This window comes from Kocuria sp. NPDC057446 (assembly GCF_042802875.1).
Lineage (GTDB): Bacteria > Actinomycetota > Actinomycetes > Actinomycetales > Micrococcaceae > Kocuria.
In genome coordinates this window covers 1-15,053 of the sequence record NZ_JBHVDI010000091.1, presented here as the reverse complement: position 1 = coordinate 15,053, position 15,053 = coordinate 1, and the positions used below count along the sequence as shown (strand labels likewise).

The window sequence follows — 15,053 nt, the reverse complement described above, 5'->3', positions numbered from 1 at the left end:
CGCCCGCCCCGGGCGGCCCCGGGCGTCCCGGCCGGGGACGCCGAGGTCCCCCGGGTCCCCGCCGCGCGGGGGTTGACGGCGGTGAGGCGTTATGGTGGAGCGCAACGGCGGGCCGACGCCCGCCCGTCCGCCCCGACGTCCAGCAGCGCGGCGGCCCGCGGCACCGCGGACCGCAGCAAGGAGTACCGTGCCAACGAAGGCCACCCAGAGCCCGGGAACGGGCAAGAGCCTGCTCATCGTGGAGTCCCCCTCCAAGGTCAAGACCATCGCCGGGTACCTCGGCGACGCCTACGAGGTCGAGTCCTCGATGGGGCACATCCGCGACCTCCCGCAGCCCTCGGAGCTGCCGGCGGAGCTCAAGAAGGGTCCCTACGGCAAGTTCGCGGTGGACGTGGAGCACGGCTTCGAGCCGTACTACGTGGTGAACCCGGACAAGAAGAAGAAGGTCACCGAGCTCCGGCGCAAGCTCAAGGACGCGGACGCCCTCTATCTCGCCACCGACGGCGACCGCGAGGGGGAGGCCATCGCGTGGCACCTCCTGGAGGTGCTCAAGCCCAAGATCCCCGTCTACCGGCTGACCTTCTCCGAGATCACCCGCGAGGCCATCGAGCGGGCCTTCGGGGAGCTGCGCGAGCTGGACCAGGACCTGGTCGACGCGCAGGAGACCCGGCGCATCCTGGACCGGCTCTACGGCTACGAGATCTCCCCGGTGCTGTGGCGCAAGATCGCCTCCGGGCTGTCCGCCGGACGCGTCCAGTCCGTGGCCACCCGGCTGGTCGTGGAGCGGGAGCGCCAGCGCATGGCCTTCGTGCCCGCCGACTACTGGGACCTCAGCGGCACCTTCGCCCGCACCGACGGCGAGGACGCCGGCACCGCCTTCAGCGCCCGGCTCTCCTCCGTGGACGGCAAGCGGGTGGCCGGGGGCCGTGACTTCGGCGACGACGGCGTGCTCAAGGGCGCCGCCGACAAGCTCGCGCACCTGGACGAGCAGGCCGCCCGCGAGCTGGCCGCCGGCCTCGAGGACGCGGAGTTCACGGTCCGCTCGCTCGAGACCAAGCCGTACACCCGCCGACCGGCCGCACCGTTCACCACGTCCACGCTGCAGCAGGAGGCGGCGCGCAAGCTGCGCTTCACCTCCCGCACCACCATGCAGGTGGCGCAGAAGCTCTACGAGAACGGCTACATCACCTACATGCGCACCGACTCCGTGGCGCTGTCCGACCAGGCGGTCTCGGCCGCCCGGCGGCAGGCCACGGAGCTGTACGGCGCCGACTTCGTGCCCGGCGCCCCGCGGCTCTACAGCTCAAAGTCGAAGAACGCGCAGGAGGCGCACGAGGCCGTGCGCCCGGCCGGGGACTCCTTCCGGACCCCGAACCAGGTCCGCGGCGAGCTGTCCGCGGACGCGTACCGGCTCTACGAGCTGATCTGGAAGCGCACCGTGGCCTCCCAGATGGCCGACGCCAAGGGCTCGACGGCGACCGTGCGGCTCGGGGCGACGTCGTCCGCCGGGCGGGACGCCGAGTTCTCCGCGTCCGGCACCGTCATCACGTTCCGCGGCTTCCTGGCCGCCTACGAGGAGGGCCGGGACGAGGACCCCGCCGCGGACAAGGACGGCGGCAAGGAGGGCAAGGACGGCGACAAGCGGCTCCCGCGGATGGCCGAGGGCGACCGCCTGGACGCGACCGACGTCGAGGCGGACGGGCACCGCACCTCGCCGCCGCCGCGCTACACCGAGGCCTCCCTCGTCAAGGTCCTCGACGAGCTCGGCATCGGCCGGCCCTCGACCTACGCGGCCACCATCTCCACGATCATGGACCGCGGCTACGTCCGCGTGCGGGGCTCCGCGCTCATCCCCTCGTGGATCGCGTTCTCCGTGGTGCGCCTGCTCGAGGAGCACTTCTCCGACTACGTGGACTACGACTTCACCGCGGCGATGGAGGAGGGTCTCGACCGGATCGCCCGCGGCGAGGAGGACAGCACCGACTGGCTGCAGGACTTCTACTTCGGCTCCCAGGGCCACGAGAACGGGCTCAAGCCCATCGTCGACGATCTCGGCGAGATCGACGCCCGCGCGGTGAACTCCATCCCCGTGACCGAGGACATCACCCTGCGGGTCGGCAAGTTCGGCCCCTACCTGGAGGTGGCCGGGGCCGTGGACCCGGAGACCGGGGAGATCACCGACCCGATCCGGGCGAACGTCCCGGAGGACCTCGCCCCCGACGAGCTCACCCCGGACAAGGCCCGGGAGCTCATCGAGACGGGCAAGGCGGACGGCCGGGAGCTCGGCCGCGACCCCGTGACCGGGCGCGCCATCGTGGCCAAGGACGGCCGCTACGGGCCCTACGTCACCGAGGTGATCCCCGAGCCCACCGCCGAGGAGCTCGCGGCCCAGCCCGTCGAGTACTACAAGAACGGCAAGCCCAAGCCCCCGAAGAAGCCGGTCAGGGAGAAGCCCCGCACGGGGTCCCTGCTCTCCTCGATGACCCTGCAGGACGTGACCCTCGAGGACGCGCTCAAGATCCTGTCCCTGCCGCGCACGCTGGGCACGGACGCCGAGGGCAACGAGATCACGGTGCAGAACGGCCGGTTCGGGCCCTACCTCAAGAAGGGGAGCGACTCGCGGTCGCTGCAGTCCGAGGAGCAGCTGTTCACGGTCACCCTCGACGAGGCGCTGGCGATCTACGCCCAGCCCAAGCAGCGCGGCCGCGGCACCGCCAAGCCGCCGCTCGCGGACCTCGGCACCGATCAGATCACGGAGCGGCCCATGGTGATCAAGGACGGGCGGTTCGGCCCGTACATCACCGACGGGGAGACCAACGTGACGGTCCCGCGGGGCGAGACCGTGGAGCAGATCACGCCGGCGCGCGCCAGCCAGCTGCTCGCGGAGAAGCGCGCCCAGGGTCCCGCCCCGAAGAAGACGGCGCGGTCGTCGGCCAAGGGGCCGGCGGCCAAGGGAGCAGCGGCCAGGAGCAGCACGACGAAGAAGAGCACGGCCAAGAAGCCCGCGGCGGCCAAGCCCGCCCGCGCCGGGTCCAAGGGCTGATCCGCTCCGCACGCGCGGGACGGACACGGAACTCGAAGGAGCACCACGGCATGCGTCTCGGAGTCCTCGACGTGGGGTCGAACACCGTCCACCTCCTCCTGCTGGACGTCTACCCGGGCTCCCGGCCCGAGCCGTACGCGTCCCACAAGCTCGCCCTGCGCCTGGTGCAGTACCTCGACGCGGACGGGAACATCTCCGACGCGGGCCGGGACGCCCTCACCGCGTTCGTGGTCGAGGCCCGGGACTTCGCCGTGGAGAACCGGGCCGAGGACTTCCTGGCCTTCGCGACCTCCGCGATCCGCGAGGCCGGCAACGGGGCGCAGGTGCTCGACCACGTGCAGTCCCGCTCCGGCGTCACCCTCACGGAGCTGGCCGGGGACCAGGAGGCGGCCGTCACGTTCTTCGCGGTGCGCCGCTGGTTCGGCTGGGGCGCGGGGACCGTCCTGGACCTCGACATCGGCGGCGGCTCCTTCGAGATGGCCCTGGGCGACAACGCGCTGCCCACCGTGGCGACCTCGGTGCCGCTCGGGGCGGGGCGGCTCACGCGCAGCTTCATCGCCGGGGACGTGGCGACCCCGAAGGAGATGAAGGCCCTGCGCAAGCACGTGCGCCAGGAGCTCAGACCCGCCGTCGAGAAGGTCCGCGCGGCGGGGGAGCCCACCTGCGTGACCGGGACCTCCAAGACGTTCCGCTCCCTCGCGCGGATCTGTGGAGCCGCACCGTACGCGATGGGCCCCTACGTGCCCCGGACCCTCCACCTCGAGGACCTCCGGCTGTGGAGCCGCCGGATGGAGGCCATGTCCCCGGACGAGCGCGCCGAGCTGCCCGGAGTCTCCGCCGTCCGGGCCCAACAGATCCTCGCCGGAGCCGTGGTGGCCGAGTCCGCGATGGACGCCTACGGCGTCGAGTCGATCCGGATCTGCCCGTGGGCGCTGCGCGAGGGGCTGATCCTGCGCCGCCTGGACCAGCTGAACAGCCACTCCGACGTCCGCACCGTGGACCCCCGGCACCTGGTGGGTGCGGCATGAGCGCGCAGCCGGGCGCGGCCCCGGAGCCGTACCGTCCGCACGTGGCGCTGTCCACCAGCTCCCTCTATCCGCTCGGGGTGCCGGAGACCTTCGAGGCCGCCGTGGAGCTGGGCTACGACAGCGTGGAGGTGCTCGTCACGCACGAGCGGATGAGCCAGCTCACCCACCAGCTGCAGGACCTCGTGCAGCGCCACCAGCTCCCCATCTCGACCATCCACGCCCCCACCCTGCTGCTCACCCAGCAGGTGTGGGGCAAGTCGTGGACCAAGATCCAGATGGCCGCCGCGCTCACCGAGCAGGTGGGCGCGGAGGTCGTCGTCGTCCACCCGCCCTTCCGGTGGCAGCGCCGGTACGCCGCGAACTTCGTGGAGGGCGTGCGGGCGGTCTCCCAGGCCACGGGGGTGAAGATCTCCGTGGAGAACATGTACCCCTGGCGGGTCCGCGGCCACGACACCGTGGTCTACGCCCCGCACTACAGTCCGCTGGGCCAGGACTACGACTGGGTGACGTGGGACTTCTCGCACGCCGCGACCGCCCGGATGGACTCCCTGGCCGCCATCCAGGAGCTGGGCCCCCGGCTGGGCCACGTCCACCTGACCGACGGGTCCGGGGAGACCACGGCGGACGAGCACCTGCTGCCCGGCCACGGCGTGCAGCCGGTGGCCGAGTCCCTCGAGCACCTCGCCTCCACCCGGTGGCAGGGCATCATCGGGGTCGAGGTCTCGACCCGCCGCTCGAAGAACGCCGAGGAGCGCACCCAGTGGCTCGCGGAGTCCCTCGAGTTCGCCCGCCGGCACACGACACTGTCCGACGACGACGACGACGGCGACGACGATGACGCGGGCGCCGGCGGCACCGAGAGCACCGGCGTCGCCGAGAGCTGACGGCCACGGTCCCGCGGCCCGCCCCACCACCGACCCGATGCCACCGACCCGATGCCACCGACCCGCTGCCGGTGCTCCGGCGCACCGCCCCGATCCATCGACGAGAGGACCTCACCCACCATGACCCCTGTGCTCGCCTTCCTCGGCTGCGGCTCCATGAACGGATCCATCCTGCGGGGGGTGCTGGCCTCCGGCGTGCCCGTCGAGCAGGTCCGGGCCACCGTCCGCTCCGCGGAGAGCGCCCGCCGGCTCGAGGCGGAGACGGGCGTGCAGCCCTACGTCACCGGGGAGGACCCCGAGGCGAACCGCCGGGCCGCCCGCGAGGCGGACGTCGTGCTGCTCGGCGTGAAGCCGGTCGGCATCCTCGACCTCGCCCGCGAGATCGCCCCCGCCCTGCGCCCCGGCACGGTCGTGGCGTCGGTGGCGGCGGGGATCTCCGTGGACGCCCTCGAGCGCGCCCTGCCCGCCGGTCAGCCGGTGGTGCGCACGATGCCGAACACGCCCTCCAGCGTGGGTCGCGGCGTCGTCTCGGTGACCCCGGGCGCCGCCACCGGCCCGGAGCAGACGGAGGCCGTGCGCCGGGTGCTCGAGGCCGTGGGCACCGTGGTCGAGGTCCCCGAGGAGCAGGTGGACGCCGTGACCGGCGTCTCGGGCTCCGGGCCGGCCTACGTGTTCCTGCTGGCCGAGGCCATGCAGCAGGCAGGGGAGCGGATGGGGCTGCCGGCGGACGTCGCGCGGGTCCTCGCGAAGGAGACCGTCTCCGGGGCCGGAGAGCTGCTGCGCCCGGCCGAGGCCGACCCCGCAGCCCTGCGCCGGGCCGTCACCAGCCCCAAGGGCACCACGGACCGGGCCATCACGACCTTCCAGGACAACGGCTTCGAGGACCTCGTCGCGTCCGCCGCCCGGGCCTCGGCGGACCGTTCGGCGGAGCTCACGCGCGAGTTCAGCGGCGACTGAGCGGCCCGCGGACCGGCGGCTCAGCGGGTCGGCTGGCCCGCGGTCAGGGGCGGGCCGCGAAGCGCTCGAGCAGGTCCACGTGCCCCGAGACGATCAGCAGGTCGCGGGAGGTGACCTTGGTGTCGGGGCGGGCGTACGTGAAGTCCTCGCCCGGGGACTTCACGCCCACCACGGTCACGCCGTACTTCGAGCGGACGTGGGAGTCGCCCAGCGTGAAGCCCTGCACCTCCCGCGGCGGATACATCTTGACGATCGCGAAGTCGTCGTCGAACTCGATGTAGTCCAGCAGCCGGCCCGAGACCAGGTGCGCGGTGCGCCGCCCCGCGTCCGCCTCGGGGAAGATCACGTGGTGGGCCCCGATGCGGGAGAGGATCTTGCCGTGCGACGGCGTGATGGCCTTCGCCCAGATCCGGCTCACCCCGAGGTCCACGAGGTTCGCCGTGATGAGCACGCTGGACTCGATGGACGTGCCGACACCGACCACGGCGGAGTCGAACTCGGCCGCGCCCAGCTGGCGCAGGGCGTCGATGTCCGTGGCCTCCGCCTCGACCACGTGGGTGAGCTGCCCGGAGAGCTTCTGGACCAGCTGGGCGTCCCGCTCCACGCCCAGGACCTCCCGCCCCTGGCGGGCCAGCTGGAGCGCGGTGGCGGTGCCGAAGCGGCCGAGACCGATGACCAGGACGGGAGCGCTGTGGGACGAACGGTCAGCCAATGATGGGCCTTTCCTCGGGGTACTTGTACAGGCGCCGGCGCGAGCGCAGCGCCAGGGCTGCGGCCACGGTGGTGATGCCGATGCGTCCCACGAACATGGTCGCCACGAGCACGTACTTGCCCTCCGGCGGGAGCTCCGCGGACAGGCCCACGCTCAGTCCGCACGTGGCGTAGGCCGAGATCACCTCGAAGAGCACCCGGTCCAGCGGGGCGTCGGAGAACGCGAGCAGGAACCCGCAGGCCACCAGCACGATCGTCGCCCCCATCATGATGACCGAGATCGCGATCCGCAACGCCTCCTCGGGGATGGTCCGGTAGAAGGCGATGACGGACCGGTCGCCCCGGGCCTCGGCCAGGACCGCGAGGAACACGACGGCGAGCGTGGTGACCTTGATGCCGCCGGCCGTGGACGCCGACCCGCCGCCCGCGAACATCATGGCGTCCGTCATCAGCAGCGTCTGCGGCAGCTCGCTGTTGGTGTCGACGAGCGCGAAGCCCCCCGAGCGCATGTTCACCGAGGAGAAGAAGCCGTTGAAGATCTTCTCGCCCACGGAGAGGTCCCGCAGGGTGCCGGGGTTGGACCACTCGAACGCGGTGTACATGATCCATGCCAGGACGAGCAGCACGGTCGTCGTCGTCACGGTGAGCTTCGTGTTGAGGTTCCACCGGCTGAACCGCAGCCCCACCTGACGCACCACCAGGACGACGGGGAAGCCGAGGGAGCCGATGAACACCCCGAGGGCGATGGGCACGACGATCAGCCACGACGTCGTGTAGGGACCGAGCCCCGCCGCGTTGGGGACGAACCCTCCGTTGTTGAACGCGGAGATCGCGTAGAACACCCCGTGCCAGAGCGCTGTGAGCACGGGTTCGCCCTCGGCCAGGAATCCGATGGTGAGGATCGTGGCGAGCACCGCCTCGATGCTCACGGAGGTCAGGACGATGATCTGCAGCAGCGAGCCGACCTCACCGAGCCGTCCGATGTTGAGGGCCTCCTGCGTCAGGATCCGCGATCTGAGCCCGAGCTTGCGACCCACGGCGAGGGCGAGGATCGACGTCATGGTGAGGGTGCCGAGACCCCCGATCTGCATGGCGACCATGATGACGAACTGGCCGAAGAACGACCAGTTCTCCCCGGTGGCGACGGTCGTCAGTCCCGTCACGGTGACGGCGGAGGTCGCGGTGAAGGCTGCGTCCACGAAGGCGGTGTCGATCCCCGGGGCGGAGGAGACGGGCAGCCACAGCAGGAAGGAGAAGGCCGAGACGACGACGGCGAAGACGATGAGCGCCAGCCGGGCCGGGGAGGACGCCGCGATCCTGTCCACCAGGTCGCGCAGCGAGGTCAGCAGCCAGAAGCGACCGCGCTCCTCCGGGCGGATCCAGGGCCCGCGCTGCAGGTGGCTCACGCACTCTCCTCCTGGTGTCCTGACGGCCCGGTCCGGGCGGCGGCCGCGGCAGGTGCCTCGACCCGAGACAGTATTCCACCGAAGCTCGCCCACGGCGGGCAGCCTCAGGTGTAGGTTGTCGCCCATGCCCTTGGAAGAGGCCCTGCTGCGGGCCCGGGTCCGCCGCCTGACCCGTGCCTCCCGGCTCCGGCGACCACGCCCTCGCCGGAGCCGGTGGAGCTCGGATCCGCGGGAGACCACGCCCGCCCGCACCGCCCAGCTCATCATGGGAGGTTTCGGCCTCGCCCTGCTGACCGGCGCCGCCCTGTTGATGCTGCCGGTGTCGAGGACCGGCCCGGGCGGCGCGACGGCGATGGAGGCGATCTTCACGGCCACCTCGGCGATCTGCGTGACCGGGCTGGTCGTCGTGGACACGCCGACCTACTGGACCCCGTTCGGGCAGGCGGTGATCCTCACGCTGATCCAGATCGGCGGGTTCGGGGTGATGTCCTTCGCGACCGTGCTCGGGATCCTGCTGGCGCGCCGGCTGGGTCTGACGGCCAGGATCATGAGCTCCACCGAGACGAAGAACCCCGGCTACGGGGACATGCGCCGGGTGCTGCTGCGCATCCTGGGCACCACGCTCGTGATCGAGGCGGTCGTGGCAGCGGCGCTCGCCCTGCGCTTCCTGACCGGCTACGGCTATCCGCCGGCCCAAGCCGTGTGGCACGGAGTGTTCCACTCGGTCTCGGCGTTCAACAACGCCGGGTTCGCCCTCTACACACTGTCGATCATGGACTTCGCCGCCGACCCCTGGATCAACCTGCCGATCATCGTCGCCGTGGTCCTGGGCGGACTGGGCTTCCCGGTGCTCTACCAGTTGCGCCGGGAGTGGCGCCGGCCCCGGCGGTGGAGCATGAACACCCGGATCGTGCTGTTCGCCACAGGGGTGCTCCTGGCTGCCGGCACCGTCTTCCTGTGCGCGGTGGAGTGGTCCAATCCCGCCACGCTCGGGCCCATGCGAGCCGACGAGAAGCTGCTGGCCGGGTTCTTCCAGTCCACGATCGCCCGCACCGCCGGTTTCAACAGCATCGACATCGCCGCGATGCACCCGGTGTCCTGGCTCGGGCTGGACCTCCTGATGCTGGTCGGCGGCGGTCCCGCCGGAACGGCCGGAGGCCTGAAGGTCACCACCGTCGCCGTCCTGGGCTTCGTCGCCTTGACCGAGATCACGGGCGGGAGCGCCGTGCACGTCCTGGGCAGGCGCCTGTCCAGGTCGGTGCAGCGGCAGGCGATCACGGTGGTCGTGCTCTCCCTCGGCGCGGTGGTCACCGGAACCATGATCCTGATGCTGCTGCACGAGGATTTGGGCCTGGACCGGATCCTGTTCGAGGCGATCTCCGCCTTCGCCACGGTGGGCCTGTCCACCGGGATCACCGCGGGTCTCTCCGCAGCGGGCCAGGGCGTGCTCGTCGTCCTCATGGTCCTCGGCCGGCTGGGTCCCATCACCGTCGCCACGGCCCTGGCGGCGCGGAGCCGAAAGGCCCTCTACGAGCTGCCCAGGGAACGCCCCCTGATCGGCTGACCCCGCCCCCGTCCGCGTCCCTGTCCGCCCCCGTACCGTGGAGGTTCCCGTGTCCCCGTCCCGTCCTGACCACCCGTCCGCGCGCCGGCGGTCCGCCGCTGGGCGCCGTCCCGCTGCCCGGAGCAGCACTGCCGTCATCGGGTTGGGCCGGTTCGGTGCCGCTCTGGCTCTCGAGCTGATGCGCAACGGAGCCGAGGTGCTGGGAATCGACGTGGACGAGGACGTGGTGCAGGAGCTCAACGGCCAGCTGACCAGCGTGGTGCGCGCCGACGCCACGCAGGAACAAGTGCTGCGCCAGCTCGGCGTCGACGAGTTCGACAAGGTCGTCGTGGGCATCGGCTCCGACGTCCAGGCCAGCATCCTGGTGGCCTCCCGGTTGCTGAAGTTCGGTCGCCCGGAGATCTGGGCCAAGGCCATCACCACGCCCCACGCCGAGATCCTCGGACAGCTGGGTGTCCACCACGTCATCAGCCCGGAGCACGACATGGGCGTTCGTTCCGCCCACCTCATCCAGGGCAGGGTGCTGGACTTCGTGTCGATCGACGAGGGATTCGCTCTCATCCGTTGCCCTGCACCGGAGGCCGTCCAGCAGCGACCGCTCGACGCCCTCGACGTCCGGCGCGTCCACGAGGTCTCCGTCGTGGCGGTGCGCCGTCCGGGCGGGGCCTGGGAGCCGACCGAGCCGGGGACCGTGCTGTACGAGGACGACCAGATCCTCGTGACCGGACCGGCCCCGGCGGTCGAGGCCTTCAGCGACCTCGACTGAGCGGAGGCGAGGGACACCAGGGCAGGGACACAAAGGGTGCTGGAGCCGCCCCCGCGGGAGCGGGCCACGCCCGCGGGTGGTCTAATGGCCGTGTGACTCCTGCTACATCCGGGCCCGGCGCCCCGTACCCCACGCGACTGTTCTGGGACCCCGCCCTGCTCGAGTACAACTTCGGGGACCACCACCCCATGCACCCGTCCCGGCTCGAGGCCACCTACCGGCTGGTCCAGGAGTTCGGCCTCGACCGCCGGGACAACGTCACGGTGGACGTCCCCGAGGTGGCCCCGGACGAGGTGCTCAACCTCGTCCACCCGCAGCACTACGTGGACTCGGTCCGGGCCGTGAGCGCCGACCCCTCCGTGGAGGTCCCCGAGTGCGGGCTCGGCACCGAGGACACCCCCGCCTACCCGGGGGTGCACGAGGCGAGCGCCCGCCTCGTGGGCGGCACGTACCAGGGGGCCGTGGCGATCCTGGCCGGGGACGCGGTGCACGCCGTGAACTTCGGGGGCGGGATGCACCACGCCCACGCCGAGAAGGCCAGCGGCTTCTGCATCTACAACGACTGCGCCGTGGCGGTGCAGCACCTGCTCGACCAGGGGGTGCGGCGGGTGGCCTACGTGGACGTCGACGGCCACCACGGCGACGGCACCCAGTCGATCTTCTACGACGACCCCCGCGTCCTCACCGTCTCGCTGCACGAGACGGGCCTGACCCTGTTCCCGGGCACGGGCTTCGCCAACGAGACCGGCCGCGGCGAGGCCGAGGGGCACGCCGTGAACGTGGCGATGCCCACGGCCTCCGACGACTCCATGTGGCTGCGTGCGTTCGACGCCGTGGTCCCGCCCCTGCTGCGGCAGTTCCGGCCCGAGGTGATCGTGAGCCAGCACGGCTGCGACTCGCACTTCGCCGACGAGCTCACGCACCTGCGCGTCAGCGTGGACGCGCAGCGCCAGACCGCGGTGGCCGTGGCCGGGCTGGCCCACGAGCTGTGCGAGGGACGGTGGATCGCCACGGGCGGCGGCGGGTACAACTGCTACGACGTGGTGCCCCGATCCTGGACGCACCTGGTCGGTGTCGCGGCGGGCCGTCCGATCGACGTGCGCACCGCCGTGCCGCAGCCGTGGCGCGACCACGTGCGCGAGCGCTACGGCGCCGAGGCGCCGCGGGTCATGGGCGACGAGGTGGACCTCTGGTGGCGCTCCTGGGAGGTCGGCTTCGACCCGAACGACGAGACGGACCGCACCATCATGGCCACTCGCAAGGAGGTCTTCCCCCAGTGGGGGCTGGACCCGTGGTTCGACTGACTCCGCCGCCCGCGGGCCCCGGCGATCGTGCCACCGAGGGTGCCGGCGACCGCGACGACGGGCTCGCCGACGGGCGCGGTGCCGGCCGCGCCGGTGGCCCGGACGTGCCGTTGCCGGGAGCCGCGCGGCATCCCGTTTACAGTGATCGGATGATGGGCAACAACGACGTGTACGCGGTGATCGCCGACAAGACCAGGCGGGGCATCCTCACCGCGCTCAAGGACGGCGAGCGGCCCGTGGGAGACCTCGTGGCCGAACTGGGGGTCTCTCAGCCGACCGTCTCGAAGCATCTGAAGATCCTGCGCGAGGCCGGTATGGTGTCCATGGAGGCACAGGGGCAACGACGTCTCTACGCCGTGCAGCCGGAGCCGTTGGCCGAGGTCACCACCTGGATCCACGAGGTCGTGGGCGGGGCGGCCCACGAGGTGGCCGCACCCGGGCGCGCCGCGGAGGACGCCACCGGCACCGGGGACACCCCGGCCGGTGCCGCCGGGACCGACGCCGCCCCCGGTGCGACCGGCGGGATCCCGGAGGCGGCGCCCGGGACGGACGTCGAGGGCGCCGGAGCGGTTCCCGTGCCGTACCAGGCCGGTGTTCCCGGGCCGGAGCCGATCCCGGCGCCCGGTCCCCGGCCGCCCGAGGGCGCTGTCCCCGTACGCCAGAGCAGGGGCGCGGGAGCTCGCGCGGCGGACATCCTGTCCAGCCTCTCCGGCCTGCGCCGCCGCACCAGGAATCCGCGGCGGTGACCGGCCCGGCCCACCCGATCCGAACGAGGAGCACCATGCACGAGGACCTGTACCCGATCCGCCAGGCCGTACTCGCCCGCAACCCCGGAGAGGTGGAGTTCCACCAGGCCGTGGACGAGGTCTTCGACTCCCTGGGCCCGGTGGTCGCACGACACCCCGAGCTGCTCGAGGCCGCGGTGCTCGAGCGGATCTGCGAGCCGGAGCGGCAGATCATCTTCCGCGTCCCGTGGACCGACGACCAGGGCCGCGTGCACATCAACCGCGGCTTCCGCGTGGAGTTCAACTCCGCGCTCGGGCCCTACAAGGGCGGCCTGCGCTTCCACCCCTCCGTGTACCTCGGGATCGTGAAGTTCCTGGGCTTCGAGCAGATCTTCAAGAACGCCCTCACCGGCATGCCCATCGGCGGCGGCAAAGGTGGTTCGGACTTCGACCCGAGCGGGCGCTCCGACGGTGAGATCATGCGCTTCTGCCAGTCCTTCATGACCGAGCTCTACCGCCACATCGGCGAGTACACCGACGTCCCCGCCGGTGACATCGGCGTGGGCGGCCGGGAGATCGGCTACCTCTTCGGCCAGTACAAGCGGATCACCAACCGCTACGAGTCCAGCGTGCTCACCGGCAAGGGCCTCAGCTGGGGCGGCTCCCTGGTCCGCACCGAGGCCACCGGCTTCGGCACCGTGATGTTCGCCGAGGAGATGCTGCAGACCCGCGGTCAGTCCTTCGACGGGCAGACCGTGCTGGTCTCCGGATCGGGCAACGTGGCGACCTTCGCGATCAGCCGGGCGCAGCAGCTCGGGGCCACCGTGGTCACCGCCTCGGACTCCAGCGGCTACGTGGTGGACCCGGACGGCATCGAGCTGGACCTGCTCCGCGAGGTCAAGGAGGTCGAGCGCGGCCGGATCGCCGAGTACGCCGAGCGCCGCGGCGGGCGCGCCCGGTTCATCGCCAAGGGTTCGGTCTGGGACGTCCCCGGCACCGTGGCCCTGCCGTGCGCCACCCAGAACGAGCTGGACGGCTCCCACGCCAAGAAGCTGCTGGGCCACGGCGTGCTCGCCGTGGCGGAGGGCGCCAACATGCCCACCACGGGCGAGGCCACCCGCCTGTTCCAGGAGGCGGACGTGCTCTTCGGCCCGGGCAAGGCGGCCAACGCCGGGGGCGTGGCCACGTCCGCGCTGGAGATGCAGCAGAACGCCTCCCGCGACTCGTGGACCTTCGAGTACACGGAGGAGCGGCTCGGCCAGATCATGAAGTCGATCCACGACACGTGCGCCGAGACCGCCGAGGACTACGGCATGCCCGGCAACTACGTGGCCGGTGCGAACATCGCCGGGTTCATGAAGGTGGCCGGCGCCATGATGGCGCAGGGCCTCATCTGATCCCGTGCCGGGCCCGGTCCGCCGGGCCCGGCCGGGGCTCCCCGTCCGCACTTCCGACACGTCCGGACCCGCGTTCGTCCCACGGAGGGCCGCGGTGGACCTACCCTGGAGACTATGGCAACGCATCGGCAGGTCCTGCAGTGGCTGGAGAACGAGCTGTTCGACGGCCATCTCGTGCTGGGCCAACAACTGCCCTCGGACCGCGACCTCGCGGCCATCCACCGCGTGTCCCGCAGCACCATGCGGGAGGCGCTCAAGACCCTGGAGGCCCAGGGCATCGTGCGGCTGTTCGCGGGGCCGCGCAAGTCGATCCTGCCCATGCTGGTGCGGGAACCCGCCGCCTCCGCCGGTCCCGCGCTGCAGTTGCACATGGCCACCTCGGACTATCCGCTGCGGGACATCGTGCAGACCCGGGTGCTGCTCGAGACGTGGGCCCTGGAGCGCTCGGACCCGGAGCACCCGGCCATGGCCGAGCTGCGGGCGCTGCTCGAGCAGATGGCCCGGGACGACCTGTCCCTCAAGGAGTTCCACCACCTCGAGGTCAGCTTCCACATCGCCCTGTGCAAGACCGCCGGCAACTCCGTGGTCTCGGCCCTCATGTCCTCCCTGCGGGACTCGATCTACGAGTACACGATGGCCCTCGTGGGCCACGTGCCGCTGTGGAGCACCACCGCGGAGCGGCTGCGCGCGGAGCACCACGCCATCTACTCGGCGGTGGCCGCCGGTGATCGCCGGCTCGCGTCCCGGCTGGTGGCCGAGCACATCGAGTACCAGTACCGCGAGGCCGGCGTGGACCCCGACCAGGAGCAGCGCACGCCCGGCCCGGCGCCGGACGCGCCCGCCGAGCTCAATCCGCCCGGTGCCCCGGCGCAGCCGCGGGCCGGCGGTGCGGACGAGTACGCGGACGGCTTCGGGGAGGAGCCCGGGGACGGGGCCGCACCCGTGTCCCGCAGCGCCTGAGGCGTCCGCGCCGGGGCCGAATGCAGCAATCTCCCCACAAGACGGTAGGGTGTCAGTGAACGTTTGCCCGGCCGTCACCGTCCGCAGGCCGGCACCCCTGGTTCCCGCCTGTTGCGCGGAGCTCCCGGGGCCACACCACCGAGACATGAAGATGCGAGGGATCCTATGGGTTCAGTGATCAAGAAGCGCCGCAAGCGGATGTCCAAGAAGAAGCACCGCAAGCTGCTCCGCAAGACCCGTCACCAGCGCCGCAACAAGAAGTGACCCTGCGCTGAGCGCACCACCGGGGCCGCCGTCCGATCCAGGAC

General features: G+C 71.8%; 13 protein-coding genes. 11 read left to right on the top strand and 2 right to left on the bottom strand.

Annotated elements, in window-relative coordinates:
- Positions 1–187: 187 nt before the first annotated feature.
- The 4 genes from topA to proC all read left to right on the top strand — a co-directional run bounded on the left by topA (position 188) and on the right by proC (position 5,912).
- Positions 188–3,043 (top strand): type I DNA topoisomerase, encoded by a 2,856-nt coding sequence (topA, locus tag ACFU0Y_RS11850; RefSeq protein ID WP_380214718.1) that lies wholly within the window; start codon positions 188–190, stop codon positions 3,041–3,043.
- Between the two features lie 50 nt (positions 3,044–3,093).
- The gene (locus ACFU0Y_RS11845) at positions 3,094–4,071 is read left to right on the top strand and encodes a Ppx/GppA family phosphatase (RefSeq protein WP_380214716.1); all 978 of its coding nucleotides are present in this window, start codon (positions 3,094–3,096) and stop codon (positions 4,069–4,071) included.
- On the top strand, positions 4,068–4,955 hold the full coding sequence (locus ACFU0Y_RS11840; RefSeq protein ID WP_380214715.1) for a sugar phosphate isomerase/epimerase family protein: 888 nt from the start codon (positions 4,068–4,070) through the stop codon (positions 4,953–4,955). The genes ACFU0Y_RS11845 and ACFU0Y_RS11840 overlap by 4 nt, the downstream gene beginning before the upstream one ends.
- Positions 4,956–5,075: 120 nt before the next feature.
- Entirely contained in the window at positions 5,076–5,912 is an 837-nt protein-coding gene (gene proC, locus ACFU0Y_RS11835; RefSeq protein ID WP_380214714.1) for a pyrroline-5-carboxylate reductase, read from the top strand.
- Between the two features lie 43 nt (positions 5,913–5,955).
- Here proC and ACFU0Y_RS11830 read toward each other — a convergent pair whose 3' ends face one another.
- A complete protein-coding gene (locus ACFU0Y_RS11830) occupies positions 5,956–6,624 on the bottom strand; it encodes a potassium channel family protein (protein WP_380214713.1) in 669 nt (222 codons plus the stop codon).
- On the bottom strand, positions 6,617–8,029 hold the full coding sequence (locus ACFU0Y_RS11825) for a TrkH family potassium uptake protein (protein WP_380214712.1): 1,413 nt from the start codon (positions 8,027–8,029) through the stop codon (positions 6,617–6,619). Before ACFU0Y_RS11825 ends, ACFU0Y_RS11830 begins: the two co-directional genes overlap by 8 nt.
- A 124-nt stretch (positions 8,030–8,153) precedes the next feature.
- Between ACFU0Y_RS11825 and ACFU0Y_RS11820 the strand changes: the two genes are divergently transcribed.
- The 7 genes from ACFU0Y_RS11820 to ACFU0Y_RS11790 all read left to right on the top strand — a co-directional run bounded on the left by ACFU0Y_RS11820 (position 8,154) and on the right by ACFU0Y_RS11790 (position 15,009).
- A complete protein-coding gene (locus tag ACFU0Y_RS11820; RefSeq protein ID WP_380214711.1) occupies positions 8,154–9,593 on the top strand; it encodes a TrkH family potassium uptake protein in 1,440 nt (479 codons plus the stop codon).
- Between the two features lie 49 nt (positions 9,594–9,642).
- Positions 9,643–10,359 (top strand): potassium channel family protein, encoded by a 717-nt coding sequence (locus tag ACFU0Y_RS11815; RefSeq protein ID WP_380214710.1) that lies wholly within the window; start codon positions 9,643–9,645, stop codon positions 10,357–10,359.
- Positions 10,360–10,451: 92 nt separating this feature from the next.
- Positions 10,452–11,663 carry an acetoin utilization protein AcuC gene (locus tag ACFU0Y_RS11810; RefSeq protein WP_380214708.1) on the top strand — a complete coding sequence of 404 codons (1,212 nt, stop codon included), beginning with the start codon at positions 10,452–10,454 and terminating at the stop codon, positions 11,661–11,663.
- Positions 11,664–11,812: 149 nt separating this feature from the next.
- On the top strand, positions 11,813–12,409 hold the full coding sequence (locus ACFU0Y_RS11805) for an ArsR/SmtB family transcription factor (RefSeq protein WP_380214706.1): 597 nt from the start codon (positions 11,813–11,815) through the stop codon (positions 12,407–12,409).
- 35 nt (positions 12,410–12,444) lie between these two features.
- A complete protein-coding gene (gene gdhA / locus ACFU0Y_RS11800) occupies positions 12,445–13,785 on the top strand; it encodes an NADP-specific glutamate dehydrogenase (RefSeq protein ID WP_380214705.1) in 1,341 nt (446 codons plus the stop codon).
- Positions 13,786–13,899: 114 nt separating this feature from the next.
- Positions 13,900–14,745, top strand: coding sequence for a FadR/GntR family transcriptional regulator (locus ACFU0Y_RS11795; protein ID WP_380214704.1), 846 nt, complete (start codon positions 13,900–13,902; stop codon positions 14,743–14,745).
- Between the two features lie 165 nt (positions 14,746–14,910).
- Positions 14,911–15,009, top strand: a complete 99-nt coding sequence (locus ACFU0Y_RS11790; protein WP_005504750.1) for a 30S ribosomal protein bS22 — start codon at positions 14,911–14,913, stop codon at positions 15,007–15,009.
- The last annotated feature ends 44 nt before the right edge of the window (positions 15,010–15,053 follow it).